We start from the raw sequence: 19036 nt of genomic DNA on the forward strand, positions 1-19036 counted from the left end.
ATGACACTACTATTGTTGCTAATAACAGCTCATCTGGTTGGAGACTTTTATCTGCAACCGGCCCACTGGATAGCAAACCGGCATGCCCGTAAGGCACGTTCGCCGGCATTGTATAAGCACATTTTAATTCACACAGTACTGGCAGCTTTGGCGATTTATTTTGCTGGCTTCAGCCTTACGCTTGTGGCCACTGGAGCCACTGTCTTGGCCCTGAGCCATGGCGTTATCGACTACTTCAAAGCAGGCCATACTTCTACCAAAGCGTTTGTTATCGACCAATGTGCACATTTTGCTATGATTTGTATACTGTGCGCCGTAATTTTTGATATTACTCTTACCCACTTAGTCAATAACCTGGCGTTGTTACGCCACCCTGATATTTTAATCTATATATTAGGGTATTTGTTGATCTTGCAGCCCGCCAGCATCTTTATTGCTCAGCTCTTAAAACAACACACTGCCCGCTTACAAGCTACAGACAGCCAAAGCTTAGGAAGCGCAGGGCGCTGGATAGGCTATGTCGAGCGGTTATTGGCGTTGTCGTTTGTACTGGTAGAACAATACACCGGTCTCGGTTTTCTGGTCGCGACAAAAACAGTATTCAGAGTCGGCGATTTATCAAAAACCAAAGACATGCGGCTCACCGAATACATGATGCTGGGCACGCTCGTTAGTTTTGCTACCGCGCTTATTACAGGCTGGGGTATAAAAATGGGGGTCGGATAGTTTTTTCGCTACGCATATTATAGCAACAAAAGCACAGCGCCTCGGCCCTGTGCTTTTTAAAATATTAACGGATAACTTTGGCCAGACTCGCCACACAATGGTCTATATTGCGGTCTTTGCAGGCATGGCCCATGAGGCCAATGCGCCATACCTTTGAGGCCAGTTCGCCAAGGCCTGCGCCAATTTCCAAATTAAACGAATTAAGTAGCTGTTGACGTGCTTTAGCATCGTCAACACCGTCAGGTATTTTCACCATATTTAACTGCGGCAGGCGATAAGCCGGGTCTACCGCAAACTCAATTCCAAGTGATTCCAGACCAGCGGATAACTTTTCATGGCCTTGCTGATGACGCTGCCAGGCATTCTGCAGCCCTTCCTCATGCAGTATCAGCAATGACTCATGCAGTGCGTACAAACTATTGACCGGAGCCGTGTGATGATAAGCTCGTTTGCCGCCCTTACCCCAGTAGCCAACAATCAAATTCATATCTAAAAACCAGCTTTGTACCGGCTTTTTTCTATTTTGAATCACTTCAACGGCGGCGGGACTGAACGAAACCGGCGATAAGCCCGGAACACAACTTAAGCATTTTTGTGAACCAGAATAAATAGCATCAACGCCCCAGCCGTCAACATCTACCTCTATCCCGCCTAATGAGGTTACCGCATCAACAATAGACAGGCAGTTGTACTGTCTGGCTAATGCGCACAATTGTTTAGCGTCATTGCGAACCCCGGTAGAGGTTTCGGCATGAACAAAAGCAAGAATTTTTGTATCTGGATGCGCTTTAAGGGTGTCTTCGACTTTTTGCGCACTGGTTTGCTGACCCCAGGCATCTTCAACCGTAATTGCCTGGCCACCGCAGCGTGTGACATTTTCGACCATACGCTGCCCAAAAACACCATTTATACACACCACCACTTTATCGCCAGGCTCGACCAGGTTGACAAAACAGGCTTCCATTCCAGCCGAACCTGGTGCCGATACCGGCATGGTAAGTGCGTTGTCTGTTTTAAAAGCATATTGCAACAGACTTTTAATCTCATCCATCAGGTCGATAAATAAGGGATCAAGGTGACCCAGTGTAGGGCGAGCCATTGCATTAAGTACACGAGGGCTAACATCGGAAGGCCCCGGCCCCATCAACGTACGTTCTGGCGGAATAAATGTAGCAGGAGAAGACATCACAAAACCTTGTTGTCAGGTAACTGGTGAAACCATTGTTACAACATGACCACAAAACCACAATGCTCTATACCCAATATTTCGCAGATGAATGCCGGCTAAATAGCAACCAACTTTTTGAATGCTTATTAAACAAACCCATATTTTTGTTTTAATCTGGAAAAATTGGGGAAACTGTCAAACTCATCGGAGTAGCCAGAGCATTATTGATTTCATAGACTTAGCTTGAAAAGTTTCTATTTGTTACACAAATTAAAAAAAAATGTACAATATTGATTATAATTTAAACGTTTTTGTTCTATTATTGCTATTCGCTTTATATTTGCATTAACTTCTCCCTTTGCAAAAGTTAGCGCACGGCTCAGCAATGAGCCATTCCCCTAGGCCCGGAACTCACGTTCCGGGCGTTTTTTATAGAGCAGCAAAATAAAAATACGACGTTGTCGCAAAAGGCCGGTAGTTGTCGCAAATGGCCGATAACATAGGTGTTCAGCTTAAGTCTTTGTGACTTTTCGCATCATTCCTTCTTGCATCGTTGATGCGACCAACTCTCCTTTTTGATTAAATATCTGACCTTTAACAATTCCGCGACTGTTGCCTGAAAAAGGACTTTCCATGGCGTATAATAGCCAGTCATTCAGATTGACCGGTTGGTGAAACCACATAGCGTGATCGATAGTCGCCATTCTCAACCCTTTATCAGATACCGCCATACCATGAGGCTGTAACGAGGTACTTAAAAAGTGATAATCAGAGGCGTACGCCAGAGTGGCCTGATGTAAACCCAGATCATTACTCATGGTATCGCGAACTTTTAACCACACATGCCGAAAGGGTTCGCGCTTTTTGGCCTGAAACGAATGCGCCGCGTCCACGGTTCGTATATCAATAGGCCGGTGATAACTTAACGCCTCTTGCATGCCTGTTGACAGGCGATCAAAGTTTTGTTCATAAAAGGTTATATCTGAATCTAATTCATCTGGACCAGGCACCTCTGGCATAGGCGCATACTGATGCTCCATGCCCTCTTCGGCAACTTGAAAAGAGGCCGTCATGTAGAAAATATTGCGGCCATCCTGTATCGCTTTAACCCGACGCGCCGAAAAGCTTCGACCGTCTCTGACCACCTCAACGTCATAGACCACGGGCTTTTTCGCATCACCGGGTAATAAAAAGTAGGTGTGAAAAGAATGAACAACACGGTCTGACTCAACAGTGCGGTAAGCAGCCGCCAGCGCCTGGCCCAAAACCTGACCTCCAAAAAGCGCCCGAAAACCTAAATCCCAACTTTGTCCCCGAAATAATCCTTTCTCTATGGATTCAAGCTCAAATAACGAGGACATTTTAACCTCAGACATGCTGGTTTACTCCGTTACAGGTTTAGCACGTGGATTACGCGGATAATAACGCTCCGGTAATTGCGCTTTGTGATCAAAAAAGCGGGTATCTTTGTAAGGTAATTTCATAAACCCTGAGATACCCAGGCCACTTATTTCAGGTACTGTGGCCACTAATTCTGCCAGTATATGCTCAAATCGTGTGGCCTGACTATGATCCAGCAACATGTAATAACTATGTATTTTCAAATGCGTCGGCAATGCTTCAAAGATAATACACCCGGTGTGATGAATCGTGTTGAGTTCTGCTAGTAGAGCCATCATTTTTTCGGGCAAGCGCAAAAGCTCGTCCGGGTCATCACCATCTTCAAAATACGAATGAGTACGACTGGTATCGTTTGAAATAGCGGTGGCTGATACTTCAAAAGGAATGATACATTCTGCCTGCGGCAAAAAAGGCGCCTCGGGGCTTGCTCTTTCTATGTGCAGGGTATCTTTAGCATTAAACATACAACACTTAAAAATACCATGGCGATGAATTGCCCGGCCTAAATTAATAACATTATTGACCGACTGCTCAAAAGCCGCTTTGTCTGAACTGTTATACAAATTCAGGCTTGAATCTACATAAATACCTTCAGGCTCCCACCGTATAGCAATTCCGCCTACCACCGGATACTTGCCCAAACGACCGATTGCCGCAATAAACGCCTTTTCGGTCTCGCCCATACCCATCAGATAATTTTTATAATAGCGTTCGAACTGGGCATCATTAAGGCCCTGCAGTTCATCTTCCCGAATATCCTGATGCTGGCGTAAAAATGATTTGCGAGAACTGTATACCACCGTTTCAATTTCTTTATGAATACTGCTTACCCAGGTGGGTATCATCGGCTGGTATAGCACCTGAGTTTCACCGGTGAAAACCATCTGCTTTAAAACATGTAAGTGGCTAAACAGATAATCAGCACCCTTGTGACGACGTTTAGGTTCATCACTGAGCATGTTGGCTAAAATCTCTGCCAAAAGTTTAGGTAACCCCAGCGCTAGCGGCGTAATAACTTTGGTTCCAAAGCGGCACGACTGCCCAGAAGCCAGAGCATAAATAGTGCTTGCCAGACCTTGTTCATCAAAACGGGGGGACGACATAGCGCCATTTAACTGATCCTCCCCAATAAAATATACATCGCCCAGGCGGGCATTCGTGTGATGCATATCGCCAGACATCAAATCCATAACATTGCCCGCGATAAACTGGCCGGTAGCATCAACCTGAGCAAAAACCGATGATCCCCAGTCAATTAATTGCAGGGTTTCCTGTTTAGTGTCCCACATAAGATTAGATGGTTTTATGTCGCCATGGACGATGGGTTTCGCCAGACCCTGATGGGTATTTGAACGCAGATGCAGCAACAGCTTTGCCAGTTGCACCGTCATTTTCACTATTACCCTGGCGGGTAGAGGCCCACGCCGTAAACTCACTTGCTCTAAATCTTCGCCCTTCGCTCGATGCATCATCAAAATAGCCTGATTGCGTATGCGCTGAAATTCAACTAATCCGGGCACTCTGGGATGATAGACCTGCGACAGCATATAAGCTTCATCTTCAAGCCGGTCCTGCACATGCTGGGGTAACGTAATACGAGAAAATTTAAACACGTAACGAGTGCCATCATCGGCAGTGCCGCTAAATACAAACCCAAAAGCGCCTTTACCAATTAAGCCGATATCGCGATAACCTGATTGCGCCAATTGGTCGATACACAGTGTGACCCAGTCTTTCAGCTTTTTGGCATCGGCATGGCTAAGCAGATAGATAGACTGTTCTTCGGGAATATAAAAGTGCCTAAGGGCGCTGGTTGAAGCTGTCATTAATTGTCTTTTTTACGCCATTGCAATGAGTATTCGGCCTGGGCACCTAAAAAGCCACACACCTCGCCCATAGCATCGGTTAAATTCTCATCAAGCTGAAATGCCGGGTTGATCACACATACGCCCGAACCAAACATACCCGCATCGTAAGTATTCTCGGCTACGGTCAGCTGTGCAGTGAAGCAGCTTTTTCCGGCATCGGCTATGGTTTCTATCATTGTCTGGCAGGCGTGCGCTTTGGTTTCTGCCCGTTCTGATAATAGCGGATACCACACAACTATTTGAGCATTCGCCCAGCGCCGCAATACTTTTTTTACGGTATCAGAAACCTGATCATATTCCTGAATCTGTTCATATGGAGGGTCAATAAGCACCGCCCCCCGATTAGGCGTTGGCGGTGTCATCGCGATAAGTCCCTGCAGGCCGTCTCGATGATGCACCGCAACCTGCCCCTCACCATGGCTTGAAACACAATATTGGAGCGAATCGATTTCCGCAGGGTGAAGCTCCATAAGGTGCGCTTTATCCTGTGCTCTTATGGCTTGGCATAGAAGCCTTGGAGAGCCCGGATAAATATTTTCTTGCCAAATAGGCTGATTGACGTGCAAATACTGGTTTAATAGCGAACTGTGAGCAGTTACTCCCTGCAGCGGTGTCATACCGCTTAGATATTCTTTGTTTTGCTGCGAAAAGTCTGAGTTTAGCGGATATTCTCCGGCCCCGGCGTGGGTGTCAAATAAAACAAAGGGCTTGGCTTTACGCTTGAGATGAGTGATAACACCTAGCCAGGCCAGATGTTTAAGAATATCAGCATGATTACCAGCGTGAAATGCGTGACGATAGCTAAGCACGTAAAACCTTGAATATAAGAAAACAATTGTTTTATTTTACCTGCGTAGAAGCAATTTAAACAGAGGGGAACGTAAACACGGGGAAATTTAAGGTTCGCAATACAATAGAGAAAAGCTTGGTGGGCTGCCTCACAAACAAAAAAAGGGCAGTCACTGCCCTTTTTTTGTTTGTTCCAATGCCCTGACAAAGATGCACCTAGCGAAGATGCGCCAGCATTGCCGAAGGATTCATAAGGTAATGGCACCAAAGGTTGTTAAATTTGACCATAGTAGCACCATCTATAATACGATGATCGCCAGACCAGTTTACCTGCATAATATTATGCGCTTCGATATTTCCGGTATCACTAAAGCGAGGTAGCTGCTGAGTTTTACCCAGGGCAACAATTGCTGCTTCAGGCTTGTTAATAACCGGTGTCGCGGTAATACCCCCTAGCGCCCCAATATTAGAGATGCTGATAGTGCCGCCTTTCAAATCATCCCCACTGAGTTTACCTTCCCGGGCCTTGTCAATAATGGTGTGCATTTGCTCAGCAATTTCAAACAAACTCAGGTTTTGCACTTGCTTGATATTAGGCACCAACAAGCCAATTTTTGAATCAACAGCGAAACCAATATTGTGATCGTCAAAATAGCTTAGCTCAGAGGCATCATCATTTAACTGGCTGTTAATAATTGGGAATTCTTTAAGCGCAAGCGACAGTGCTTTTACAAAAAACGGCATAAAGCTAAGTTTAACGCCCTGCTCTGCAAACACAGGTTTAAGCTGACTACGAAGTGCCATCAACGCATCCATTCTTAATTCGTCACTAACAGTGAAGTGAGGAATAGTCTGAACTGAAGCACTCATTTGCTTAGCCATAGCGGCGCGTATACCTTTAACAGGCTCTACCCGTACGCCACCAGCCGACGTGCTTTTACTTTGCGTTGCTACTGCAGGCTGTTCACCTTTTGACGCTGACTGCTGCTTAGCGGTCGCCTCTTTTTGTTCTGTCTGTCGAACATCCTGCTTAAGTATCCGGCCTTTTTTGCCCGACCCCGATACCTGAGTTAAATCGATATTATGTTCACGGGCAATACGCCGAACTGCCGGGCTGGCAAGAACTTTACCCGGAATTTCAACCGGAGGTTCAAAGTCGCCGTCTGGCCATTTACTATTATCAGGTTTGCTTATGCCGGTTCCGGCCTGACTTGTAGTCGGCGTACTGTTTGGCACAGACAAAGTGGCATCCGGTTCGCCGCTGCCTGAATCGCTGCTATCTGACACGGCTTCCCCTTGCTCGCCTTCAATAGCCAGCGAGAACAAGGGTTCGTGTACTTTTGCAATATCACCTTGCTGGTAATACAGTTCGTTCACCGTACCCGCATGTTTGGCAGGAATCTCAACCACAGCTTTATCGGTCATAACCTCAACAACGGGCTGATCTTCTTCAATCGTATCGCCCTGCTGAACATGCCACTTCACAATCTCGCACTCTACTATGCCTTCACCGATGTCAGGCAAAATAAAATCTTCAATGGACTTGTTGCTGGTCGACTTATTATTGGTCGTGTCGGGGGTATCTGTTGTACTGGATTCCTGCGGCTTTTCCGTACTGACTGCTTCCTGCTTACTATCGGCAGCGTTCGACTCACTGGTTTCGCCGTCAATTTGCATGGCAAATAACGGCTCGTGAACTTTAGCAATATCACCGGTTTTGTAATGCAGCTTAAGCACTTTACCAGCATGCATAGCAGGAATCTGGACGGTAGCTTTGTCCGTCATAACTTCTGCCACGGGCTGATCTTCTTCAATAAGATCGCCTTCTGCTACCAGCCATTCCAACAGTTCGCATTCAACAATACCTTCGCCTATGTCAGGTAAAATAAATTCGGTCGTCATCATCTACCCTTAGTACTTCAGTGTACGCTTAATGGCTTCGTAAGTTTTGTACTGGTCTGGCATGTACTCTTTTTCATGGGCAAGAGGATATGGCGTATCCAGACCACAAACCCGGGCAACCGGTGCTTCAAGATACAAAAAGCACTGGTCCTGAATGGTCGCCGCAATTTCACTGGCAAAACCACCGGTAAGAGGCGCTTCATGGTTAATCAGCAAACGGCCGGTTTTCATAACCGACTCAGCGACCGTTTGTGCATCCCATGGTGAAATTGAACGAAGATCAACAATTTCACAGGACACTCCATCTTCTAAGGCCATATCTGCTGCTTGCTGGAGGATTTCTATCTGAGCGCCCCAGCCCAACAATGTGATGTCACTGCCTTCCTGAACAATATCAGCTTTGCCTAATGGTAGCTCGTAATCTTCTTCGGGTACGTCACTCACCGAAGCTCGATATAAACGCTTAGGCTCCATAAACAGTACAGGGTTGTCATCACGAATAGAGGCCAGCAGCAGACCTTTAGCCTGATACGGATTGCGCGGAACTACAATCTTTAAACCCGGGCAATGGGCAAAAAATGCTTCGGGAGACTGACTGTGATATAAACCGCCCGCTATTCCACCGCCATAAGGGGTTCGGATAGTCAACGTGCCACACGAAAACTGACCACCCGAACGATAACGAAACTTGGCCGTTTCATTCACAATCTGATCAAATGCCGGAAAAATGTAATCGGCAAACTGGATTTCAGCAATAGGTACAGAACCTTGCGAAGCCAGGCCGTTAGCAAAACCAATAATGCCTTGTTCAGTTAAAGGTGTATTAAAGCAGCGCCCCTTACCAAACTTTTCCTGAAGATTACTGGTGGCACGAAAAACGCCACCAAAATGACCTACGTCTTCGCCAAATACCATTGCGCGCTCGTCTTCTTCCATTACGGTAACCAGCGCGTTATTAATTGCCTGCAATAAATTCATCTTTGCCATTACTTTGATCTCCCGGCTGTTTTTGGATAGGCCTTCGGGTACTTCTCGATATGGTCTTTTAATTCATCTACTTGCTTTTGTAGGTGCGCAGGCACTTTATCGTAAACGTCTGACACAATATCTTCTATTGGGTTAACCGGAACTTTCTCGGCTTCTTTAAGAGCGCTTAACACTTCTTTACGGGTTTCATCCACCAGCGTTTTGTTCGCCTGTTCGTCATACCAGCCTTTATGTTGAAGCCATTTGGCCATGCGCTGGATAGGATCTTTCAAACGCCATTTGTCTTCTTCGTCACGCGAACGATAACCGGTAGGATCGTCTGAGGTTGAGTGGGCCGCCAAACGATAGGTCATTGCTTCAATTAATATGGGGCAGCGCTCTTCTAAGGCGAGTTCGCGGGCTTTCAATGTAGCGGCATACACCGCTAATGGGTCGTTACCGTCAACTCGGATGGTTTTAACGCCGTAACCCAAACCGCGCGAGGCAATACCATCACCTGCGAATTGTTCTTCTGCAGGGGTAGAAATGGCATACCCGTTATTACGACAAAAGAAGATAACCGGGCACTTCAATACAGCGGCCATATTCAGGCCCGCATGAAAATCACCTTCAGACGCGGCACCTTCACCAAAATAACAAATAGTGACAGCATCCTGTCCTGCCATTTTCTGGCCATATGCATATCCTGCTGCCTGAGGTATCTGAGTACCAAGCGGCGATGAGATAGTCATAAAGTTTAGGGGTTTATCACCATAGTGAATTGGCATCTGACGACCCTTATTCGGGTCTTTTTGATTGCTGAACATCTGGTTCATAAACTGTGACGTGGTATACCCACGGTAAGCCAGCGCGCCCTGCTCCCGGTATTGGGACATAATCATGTCCTGAGGTTGTAACGCAGCAGCGCTACCTACAGCGGCGGCTTCTTCGCCGGTAGAGGCCAGATAAAAACTAATCCGGCCCTGGCGCTGGGCCCCAACCATGCGCTCATCTAACACCCGGATATATTCCATAGTGTCATACATTTTACGAGCTGTTTCCTGATCGATATCAGGTTCTTGCGCCTGTTCATGCAGGGTGCCGTCAGGCTTGAGGATTTGCAGCATAGGTATATCAATCAGGCCATTTTCAATAATATGCACCTGATGGGTGGTATCTACCTGTGCCAGATGGTTTCTGTCTTGCACTGTGAATCCCTCTTGTTATAGGAAGGTTAAAACCTTTTACCGAATTGTGACTATGCTAGTTCATGTGCCCTTAAGACACCTTGCTATTTTGGGGTTGTCACTGCATTCAAATGCAATACTTGTCCGCTCAACAGCAAAAAATGCAGGACATATATCCTACTGGTTAACATTAAATTAAAGCTATAGGGTTTTTTGCATAACAATTCTACACTATTTTATCTGATTGCCGTTTACCAGGGTATAAGTAACAATTACCTGTTACAGGCCGATTATGGAGGCTTTTTCATCATACGTTCAGTTTCAGGCTGCTATGATAAGATCAATAGTGATCATCGCTAAAAGGTAATCCTGTGCGAGAATGAACCTGAACTTAGCAAAATCAGTGTTTAAGAAAGCCGGTATTTAAGAGATTTCATCGTTTAAGAATTTGTTTGAAAAAAGGGTGTGCAGTTGATTAATAAAATGTTGTTTAATGTCACCACGTGTTTTGCTTTGGTCTTCACCACCCACGGTTTTGCTCAAAGCTCTGCTGATTTAAAACCGGTTTCTGTAAACAAAGAGGCGCAGCTTAATGTGCAACCACGAGACGCTTCTGGTGCATATACTAATAACCCGTCTTCTTCTCAGTTAGCTCAGCAGTCACAGATTTTCATTGTACAATTTGACGCTCTGCCTGTAACCCGTCACGCTTTGTTAAACACTCACGGCCCAAAGAATAGTTTTGCAACCCGTGTTCAAAGCCAGGATGGCCCTCGTTTCAATTCGCAGACAGCGACCAGTCTGGCGTATAAGTATCAGCTTGAAAATCAACAGTCGCAGTGGCTAAGTGCTATGGAGCAAGCAGCCGGCCCATTAAAGGTACTTACTCACTATTATTACGCTTTTAACGGGGTTGCCATCGAGGCGACCTCAGCACAAGTGCAACAACTGCGAAAATTAAGCATTGTTAAACACATCGAAGCCGATACCCGGCGTTCGCTTAATACCGACACGGGCCCGGTTTTGGTCGGTGCCCCTACCGTATGGAATGGTGATGCCAGCCCAGCGGGGCTGCCCAATCTTGGCGAAGGGCTGACTATTGCGGTACTGGATACCGGTATAAACACTGACCACCCTTCGTTTGCCGATATCGGAGGAGACGGATACAACCATAACAACCCCTTAGGATCGGGTAATTATCTGGGCGACTGCCGAAGTGGTTTTGCGTCACTGTGCAACGACAAACTAATTGGTGTGGTCAGCTACCCTGAAATTACCAACACCTATAACGACAGCGATATATTTCCGCCAGACTTACCCGAAAATGGCGAAGACTATAATGGTCACGGTTCTCACGTTGCCGCCACAGCGGCGGGCAATATTTTATATGACGTAGCAGAAGTATTTCCGGACGGAGGCAGTGAGTCTAGTTCAGGCATAGAGTCTGGTTTCATCTATGACCGGATATCGGGCGTTGCTCCCCATGCCAATATTGTTTCGTATCAGGTTTGTCTGCCCGGTGAAACCGATGACACATACAATGGCTGTTACGATTCGGCTATTGTGAAGGCTATCGATGATGCTGTGGCTTCAGGAGTGGTTGATATTATTAACTTCTCAATTTCCGGCGGTGGAGACCCTTGGACCGGCGCCGTGAACGAAGCGTGGCTAAATGCCCACGGCGCCGGGGTCTTTACCACCCATTCGGCCAGCAATGAGGGACCTGCCAGTTATACCACAGAAAAACATGCACCATGGCTTACCGTTGTTGGTGCCAGTACTCATGGCCGGTTAATCGATTATGAAAAACAAATTACTGACTTTACGGGCGGGGTGACGCCCCTTGCGCCTATCACCGGTTCTAGTAATACCGGTGCGCTTACAGCACCTATTATTTATGCTGCACAGGTTGCCAATCCTAACGATCCTGGTGGCGATCCGGCACAATGTCTGGAGCCTTACCCAGAAGGCACATTTAATGGTGAAATTGTCGTTTGCGATCGGGGCGATATTGCCCGAATTCAAAAGGCAAAAAATGTCGCCGCTGGCGGTGCAAAAGGGTTTGTTCTGGCCAACGTTGCCGAGGGTGCAGATAACCTTGCTAACGACACGTATGTTATTCCTGGCATCCATATTTTAAGCGCTGACGCCACACGTTTACGCAATTGGCTGGCCACCGGCAGTAATCATCAGGCTACTATCACCGCTGCGACAGGGGGTATCACCATTGATAAGACCCAGGCCGATATTGTTGCCGACTTTTCATCACGCGGGCCAAACTCTTCGGTTAGCACACTGACCCCCCACCTTAGTGCGCCTGGGGTCGATATTTTCGCCGCTTTTGCTGACCAGCAATACGGCCATGATGAAACCGGGCCCTCGCCCGCTGACTACTCTTATTTGTCTGGTACTTCTATGGCCAGTCCGTTTGTGGCAGGCGCGGCGGCGTTAGTTGCAAACGCGCACAGTAACTGGAGCGTAGACGAAATTCGTTCTGCGTTGATGCTTACGGCTAACTCAGCGCTGACTAAAGACAACGGGCAGAACATCGCTGACTGGTTTGATATGGGCGCCGGGCGTATACAGGTAGATGCAGCAATTCAAAGTTCGCTGATTATGAACGAGACTACTACCGCGTATCGGCAGGCTAATCCGGCGCAAGGCGGAGAACCGCGCGCTTTAAATACTCCTGCGGTGGTCGATACAAATTGTTTCAATACCTGTAGCTGGACACGCACCGTTACCGCTACCGCTGACGGTAGCTGGAATCTGCAGGCCCAAAAGTTAACGGACAGGTTTGATGTTAGTGTTTCTCCCCAACAGTTTGAACTGCAACAAGGTCAAACTCAGCAGCTGACCATTACTATGGATGTTAGTCAGCTTCGAAGCAATGAATGGGGGTTTGGGGCGATAAACTTTAGTGCCAGCCAGGGACCCGACCTGCACATGCCGGTGGTGGCTTTCGCCAGTAATGGAACCGTGCCCGATGCTATAACGCTGGATGCACACCGAAACTACGACAGCTTTTTGTTAAAAGATATCTTCACGATCGAAATACAAGATTTTGTGGCGACCTCTTATGGCCTGGTTCCAGCCGTTTTAGTAAATGAGCAGGTGGCCGTCGACTCCGACAACCGGTCAGTGTTTGATAGCCTAGAAGATGGTATTGCCATTCGCGCCATTGAGATTTTTGAAAATGACAAGCGACTTGTGATTGAAATCCTTGACTCAACCGCCTCTGACTTAGATTTGTTTTTAGTTCGGGATGCCAACAACAACGGTATTGCCGAAGAGAGCGAACTGGTCGGCGAGAGCACATCTTTTGATGCCACCGAATATATTAGCCTGAGTTATCCGCAACCGGGGCAGTATTTTGTGATTGTACAAAACTATCAGGGCTCTGGCGCGGCTACCGATGACTTTACACTAAGCTATGCGCGTATTGATAGTACCGAACGCGATAACCTTACCATTGAAGGACCCGCCAGTGCTGCCGCCATGGCTGAGTTTGATTTAAGATTGCAGTGGGCAATTCCGGGGGCGCAAACCGGTGAGCGTTATTATGGCGCATTTGAACTGGGTAGCAGCGCTGATGAATCAGATAATATTGGTCTTACCGAAGTTGACTGGGTGCGTCAGCAAGATGATGTATATCTTGGCTCTCCAGACGCTGGCCGGGTTGAGCCGGGCGATCAGGCAACCTTTAGTGTCAATGTTATTACCAATGACACAAATCGTGATCGTCATTATGAGATTAACGTTGAGTTACCTGACACTCTGCAATTAAACCCCGATTCGGTAGGCAATGGTGCGACTGTGTCAGGTAATGCTTTGTTTTGGGAAGTGTTTCAGCCTGCAATAGAGCGCCCCAATCAGTTACTGGCTCTGTCATTGTCTCATACTGACAATCAATGCGCGGTTGACGGTGACAAACTAAATAATTCCGACACATTCGCCACCCGCTATACGCTAAATGATGATGAACAGTACGCAGCCTTTGCTGTGGATATGACCTATTTGGGCGAGCCGGTAAATCAGCTTGTGGTGGCGCGCAATGGCTTCGTCAGTTTTGACGATACATTAACTCAACAACAGTTACATGCGACAAAATTTCCCGATATAGCCTTGCCTAATGCCGTATTAGCGCCTTATTGGGCTTCGCTGTCGGTCGACTCTCAAAGCCAGGTGACAGTGTCTCAATCTGCCTCTGGAGACGTTCTGATTAATTGGGCGCAATTGCTTACCCGCTCAAAAGAAAGAGTGTCCATGCAACTGTTCATTCGTGCTGTTGACACGCCAAATCGCCCGAGATTTGTTATGCATTACAGCCAACTACCGGATGAGCAAGAAGGCTACACAGGCTTTGAAGACTCGAACGGCATCAATGGCTATAACCTGAACTTACAGCAAGCCGGTATTACAGAGCGATCCAGCGTGTGTTTTTATCCAGTTTTGTCGACTTCAGCAGCCATTGACTCGGCAAACCCTCAGGTGGTGGCGGGCATTACATTTTCTGCACAGGTAGCTAACTCAGCGCCACCAGGGCCATTCAACATACAGGTAGTGTCTGAGGTTACTAACATCGAAGGCACGCGCAGCGAACAAGCTGCTTTGTATACTGGCTTGCAGGTAGAAAGTGTTCCGGTAGTGCGTATCAATAACGCCCAAAGTGGTTTTGCGGTTACTGCCGGGCAATCGGTTAATATCAGCGCGACGGCTACCGATGCCAATGATGATAATATCCGCTACCGCTGGGTTGCAGAAGCAGGCAGTCCGTTGCAATTGACCAACCCTGATGCACAAACAGTTAGAGTATCCACCGCTTCAAGCGCCACTGCCGGTCAGTATCAGCTTACTGTAACCGCCTCTGATCCGTTTGGTAATCAGGCATCGGCGACCACCACGGTTACAGTACGTGCCGAAAGTGCCCGTGATTCATCAGGCGGTGGCTCGGGGGGTAGCATAAACCGTACTATATTGCTGGCTTTGCTAATAATGGCGGGTTGGCGCCGGCTTTTACGGCGTACCGTCTGACCTTGGGCTTGACGTCCATTTTGGTAAAGGCAGTACCAAAAGTTAACGCTGAGATTAATCAGCCTTAAGGCAAAATGCAGGGCCAACGGGTGTGTAAGAGGAAGGTTTGTCAATAGGTTGTGCCAGCAATGAATGGCGCAATCGCGGGCTTAGCAGATGCTCGAGTTGGTCTGGCTCTGTGATGTTATGGTCCAGCCACTGCTGCAGACTGTTGTCGTCAGTGCTCAACATAAGAGGACTCGCCTTAGTATGAATATTTTTTAGCTTAGAATGAGGCGCCAGAGTCACCACCGAACATGAATGTTCGGTAAAGGCCTGCCCAGTAGCATCAACGCCCTGCCATATGCGGTACAGGCCTCCTAAGGCTAGCTGTGAATCTTCAGCTACCTGCATATCATGATAGTGCTTTTTGTTACCCGCCAGACCACTCACTATTTGAGTTTCGCCAAATCCGCACGCCGGAATAACACAACGCTGCTGTCGATACGAATGATAGCCTGCGCTTCGTGGCGTATTTAGCTTATCGTAACGGGTATTAAACGACGTGTACCTTGATGGTACAAAACGAACGCCCTGTTCTGTATGTTGCTTATCTAGCAATAACCACCAGATTGCATTTTTCATAATACGCTGGCCCGACGTATCTTCGAAGATTATTGATACCCGGTCTGTCGCTTTGATAAACCTTGAAAAGCGCATACCATCCTCGGGCCAAAGGCTAATATCAAGCTGGTCGCACAAAGCGCGTACACCCATTGAGTCAGTAATATTTAATCGTCCGCACATAAACTCACCTTAATCAGACCTCACCTTAATTGGATCTCATCTTAATCAGATATCACCTTAGTTATTTTCATGCTAAGGGTTGGTCAAATCATGCACTTCAGATTCGTCGGTTTCATAATGAAGACCTGCATGGCGGGTTAATGATTCGGGTAACCGCTTACTTGGCTGAACCCCCATATTTCTGAACTGCTCTACCTGTTTGACCAGATTCCCGCGACCGTTCGATAATTTGTTAAAAGCCCCATCAAAATGCTTCTGTGATGTTTCTATGGTTTTACCCAGTTTATCCATGTCGCTCACAAAACCGGTAAATTTGTCATACAAACGTGCGGCTTTTTCAGCAATTTTCTGAGCATTCTCATTTTGATATTCATATTGCCAGATATTATTGATGGTACGTAGTGCCACCAGCAAATTGGTCGGGCTTACCAGCATAATATTGTGATTCAGCGCTGTGGTCACCAGCTCCGGGTCGTGCTCTATAGCCAGTAAAAATGCCGGCTCTATAGGAATAAACAACAGCACATAGTCCAGGGTGCGCAGAGCTTCTAGTTCCTGATAATCCTTTGCTCCCAGCCCCTTAATGTGGCCCCGTATCGAATTAACATGTTCTTTCAAATACTGCTGTTGCATGGCGTTATCATCGGTATTGAAATACCTTTCATAGGCCGACAAACTGACCTTTGAATCAATGATCACGTCTTTGTCGTCAGGTAAATGCACGACCACATCAGGCTGCTGCAACTTACCGGCACGTGAACGCGCTGAAACCTGCGTTTCAAACTCGTGGCCTTCACGTAACCCCGACTCTTTTAAAATGCGTTCAAGCACGACTTCGCCCCAGTTGCCCTGTTTTTTATTGTCGCCTTTAAGGGCCATGGTTAACGCTGAGGCTTCCTGAGTAATTTGTTGATTAAGCGCTTTAAGCGATAAGATTTCGGTTTTAAGAGACGCCCGCTCCTGTCCCTCGCGGGTGTATTGTTCGCTTACCTGTCGTTTAAAGCCATCAATTTGCTCTTTAAGCGGCGTCAGTAAAGTGTCTAGGTTACGCTGACTGTGGCGGCTAAATGCTTCACTTTTCTCACTGAAGATTTTATTCGCCAGATTTTCAAACTGGGTTTGCAAACGCTGTTCGGCATCTTGCAGCATTTGCAGTTGTTCCTCTTTGGCTTTTTGAGCTTCGGTAAAGCTGGCTGTCTGCGATTGAAAACGGGCGTCAAGCGCTGCCAGTTCGTTTTGTTGCTCACGGTAGTTGTGTTGTAATTCGCGGTGTTCATGCTCAAGGCGCACCAATTGCGCGGCTTTTTGTGTCAACTCGCCCAGCGTGGTTTGTGCGCTATACAGTTTTTCCTGATATCGATTAGCCGAATCCTGACTGTCTTCTAACTGATGCTGTAATTGTTCGGCGGTATAATCACTGCGTTGTTGCAGCAAGGTGTAATTGTGTTCAAGCTGTTGTATCTTCTTTTGACTTTGGCGACGCTGCACCACAATACCTACCAGGATGCCTGCTAAGGCGACGCCCACCAGAGCTGCCACCATCCACGTCTGAAGCTGTTCCATTTCCTACTACCTCAATTCCAAACAAAAACGGGCACCTGCAGGTACCCGTATTCTAAGTGATGAGTTTAATACTTATTTTTTACTCATAATATTATCCAGCTCTTCAATTTTGGCTTTCCAAATTGCAGGGCCGGTTTTGTGTGCATTGGCACCTGTGCTATCCACCGCGACTGTTACTGGCATATCTTCTACATCAAACTCGTAGATGGCTTCCATACCTAAGTCTTCAAACGCCACAACACGAGATTTTTTGATGGCTTTTGACACCAGATACGCTGCGCCGCCTACGGCCATCAAATAAACCGCTTTGTGCTTAGCGATAGAGTCAACTGTAGCAGGGCCCCGTTCAGCCTTGCCAATCATGCCAATAAGGCCCGTTTTCTCTAACATCATGTCGGTGAATTTGTCCATGCGCGTAGCGGTGGTTGGTCCTGCCGGACCGACCACTTCATCACCCACAGCATCCACCGGGCCTACGTAGTAAATAAACCGGTTCGTCAGATCAACACCCTCTGGCAAACCTTCACCATTTTCCATCATGGTTTGAATACGTTTGTGTGCCGCATCGCGACCGGTCAGCATTTTGCCTGACAACAACACTGTTTCACCCACTTTCCAGTCAAGAATATCGTCTTTAGTTATCTCATCTAAATTCACGCGGCGGGTGTTCTCGCCCACTTCCCAGGTAACTTCAGGCCACTCTTCAAGCTTCGGCGGATTGAGCTCTGCCGGGCCACTGCCATCTAAATGAAAATGCGCATGACGGGTAGCCGCGCAGTTAGGAATAAGTGCCACTGGCTTGGAAGCCGCGTGGGTAGGTACTGATTTAATTTTCACATCGACGACCGTAGTTAAACCGCCCAGTCCCTGAGCGCCGATGCCTAGCCCATTTACTTTGTCAAACAGCTCTAAACGCAGCTTTTCATCAGTAGTCTGAGCGCCTCTGTCGGCCAGCTCCTGAATATCAACCGGGTCCATCAGACTTTCTTTGGCCAGTACCGCGGCTTTTTCGGCCGTGCCACCAATGCCTATGCCTAACATCCCTGGCGGGCACCAGCCAGCGCCCATTGTGGGGAGTGTTTTCAACACCCATTCCACTATATCGTCGCTGGGGTTAAGCATAACCATTTTAGATTTATTTTCAGAACCGCCACCTTTAGCTGCGATCATCACTTCGACCTGTTCACCAGCAACCATATCAATATGCACTACCGCAGGGGTATTGTCTTTAGTGTTGGTTCTGGCGCCGGCCGGATCAGCAACAATCGATGCCCGCAACGGGTTGTCGCTGTTTAAATAAGCACGGCGGGTTCCTTCATTAACCATTTCTTGTACGGTTAAGTCAGTTTTATCCCAGCTTACGCCCATTCCAATTTTAACAAAACAGGTCACAATGCCGGTGTCCTGACACAAAGGACGTTTGCCCTCGGCCGACATTCTTGAGTTGATAAGAATTTGCGCCATGGCATCTTTTGCGGCCTGGCTCTTTTCTTTAAGGTAAGCCTTTTCAACGGCTTTTACGTAATCGAGAGGGTGATAATAAGAAATAAACTGCAGTGCATCTTCGATACTATCGATAAAGTCCTGTTGACGAATAACGGTCATGGCGTCCTCTTAAAACTTGCCTTTGGGTGGTGTGTAGGGGT

General features: G+C 47.3%; 12 protein-coding genes. 2 read left to right on the forward strand and 10 right to left on the reverse strand.

Annotated elements, in window-relative coordinates:
* Positions 1 to 726, forward strand: a complete 726-nt coding sequence (locus JK130_RS08055; RefSeq protein ID WP_218353803.1) for a DUF3307 domain-containing protein — start codon at positions 1 to 3, stop codon at positions 724 to 726.
* A gap of 64 nt (positions 727 to 790) precedes the next feature.
* Here the strand turns inward: JK130_RS08055 and JK130_RS08060 are convergent, their stop codons facing one another.
* The 7 genes from JK130_RS08060 to JK130_RS08090 all read right to left on the reverse strand — a co-directional run bounded on the left by JK130_RS08060 (position 791) and on the right by JK130_RS08090 (position 10028).
* Positions 791 to 1912, reverse strand: a complete 1122-nt coding sequence (locus JK130_RS08060; RefSeq protein WP_218353804.1) for a pyridoxal-phosphate-dependent aminotransferase family protein — start codon at positions 1910 to 1912, stop codon at positions 791 to 793.
* Between the two features lie 494 nt (positions 1913 to 2406).
* The gene (tesB, locus tag JK130_RS08065) at positions 2407 to 3270 is read right to left on the reverse strand and encodes an acyl-CoA thioesterase II (RefSeq protein WP_218353805.1); all 864 of its coding nucleotides are present in this window, start codon (positions 3268 to 3270) and stop codon (positions 2407 to 2409) included.
* Between the two features lie 6 nt (positions 3271 to 3276).
* Entirely contained in the window at positions 3277 to 5121 is a 1845-nt protein-coding gene (locus JK130_RS08070; protein ID WP_218353806.1) for a protein kinase domain-containing protein, read from the reverse strand.
* A complete protein-coding gene (locus JK130_RS08075) occupies positions 5121 to 5972 on the reverse strand; it encodes a 23S rRNA (adenine(2030)-N(6))-methyltransferase RlmJ (RefSeq protein ID WP_218353807.1) in 852 nt (283 codons plus the stop codon). Before JK130_RS08075 ends, JK130_RS08070 begins: the two co-directional genes overlap by 1 nt.
* 196 nt (positions 5973 to 6168) lie before the next feature.
* Positions 6169 to 7854: a dihydrolipoyllysine-residue acetyltransferase gene (locus JK130_RS08080; RefSeq protein ID WP_218353829.1), complete on the reverse strand. Its 1686-nt coding sequence runs from the start codon at positions 7852 to 7854 to the stop codon at positions 6169 to 6171.
* 9 nt (positions 7855 to 7863) lie between these two features.
* A complete protein-coding gene (locus JK130_RS08085; protein ID WP_218353808.1) occupies positions 7864 to 8841 on the reverse strand; it encodes an alpha-ketoacid dehydrogenase subunit beta in 978 nt (325 codons plus the stop codon).
* Positions 8841 to 10028 carry a thiamine pyrophosphate-dependent dehydrogenase E1 component subunit alpha gene (locus JK130_RS08090; protein ID WP_218353809.1) on the reverse strand — a complete coding sequence of 396 codons (1188 nt, stop codon included), beginning with the start codon at positions 10026 to 10028 and terminating at the stop codon, positions 8841 to 8843. The genes JK130_RS08085 and JK130_RS08090 overlap by 1 nt, the downstream gene beginning before the upstream one ends.
* 450 nt (positions 10029 to 10478) lie before the next feature.
* On the opposite strand from JK130_RS08090, the gene JK130_RS16745 reads away from it, so the two are divergent.
* Positions 10479 to 15041: a S8 family serine peptidase gene (locus tag JK130_RS16745; protein WP_218353810.1), complete on the forward strand. Its 4563-nt coding sequence runs from the start codon at positions 10479 to 10481 to the stop codon at positions 15039 to 15041.
* A 54-nt stretch (positions 15042 to 15095) separates the two neighbouring features.
* Here JK130_RS16745 and JK130_RS08100 read toward each other — a convergent pair whose 3' ends face one another.
* From JK130_RS08100 to JK130_RS08110, 3 genes are all read right to left on the reverse strand, one after another.
* Positions 15096 to 15827 carry an SOS response-associated peptidase family protein gene (locus tag JK130_RS08100; RefSeq protein ID WP_218353811.1) on the reverse strand — a complete coding sequence of 244 codons (732 nt, stop codon included), beginning with the start codon at positions 15825 to 15827 and terminating at the stop codon, positions 15096 to 15098.
* 72 nt (positions 15828 to 15899) lie between these two features.
* Entirely contained in the window at positions 15900 to 17390 is a 1491-nt protein-coding gene (locus JK130_RS08105; protein WP_218353812.1) for a DNA recombination protein RmuC, read from the reverse strand.
* A 72-nt stretch (positions 17391 to 17462) separates the two neighbouring features.
* A complete protein-coding gene (locus JK130_RS08110; protein WP_218353813.1) occupies positions 17463 to 18995 on the reverse strand; it encodes a fumarate hydratase in 1533 nt (510 codons plus the stop codon).
* Positions 18996 to 19036 lie beyond the last annotated feature (41 nt).

Source organism: Alteromonas lipotrueiana (assembly GCF_019249245.1).
Lineage (GTDB): Bacteria > Pseudomonadota > Gammaproteobacteria > Enterobacterales > Alteromonadaceae > Alteromonas > Alteromonas lipotrueiana.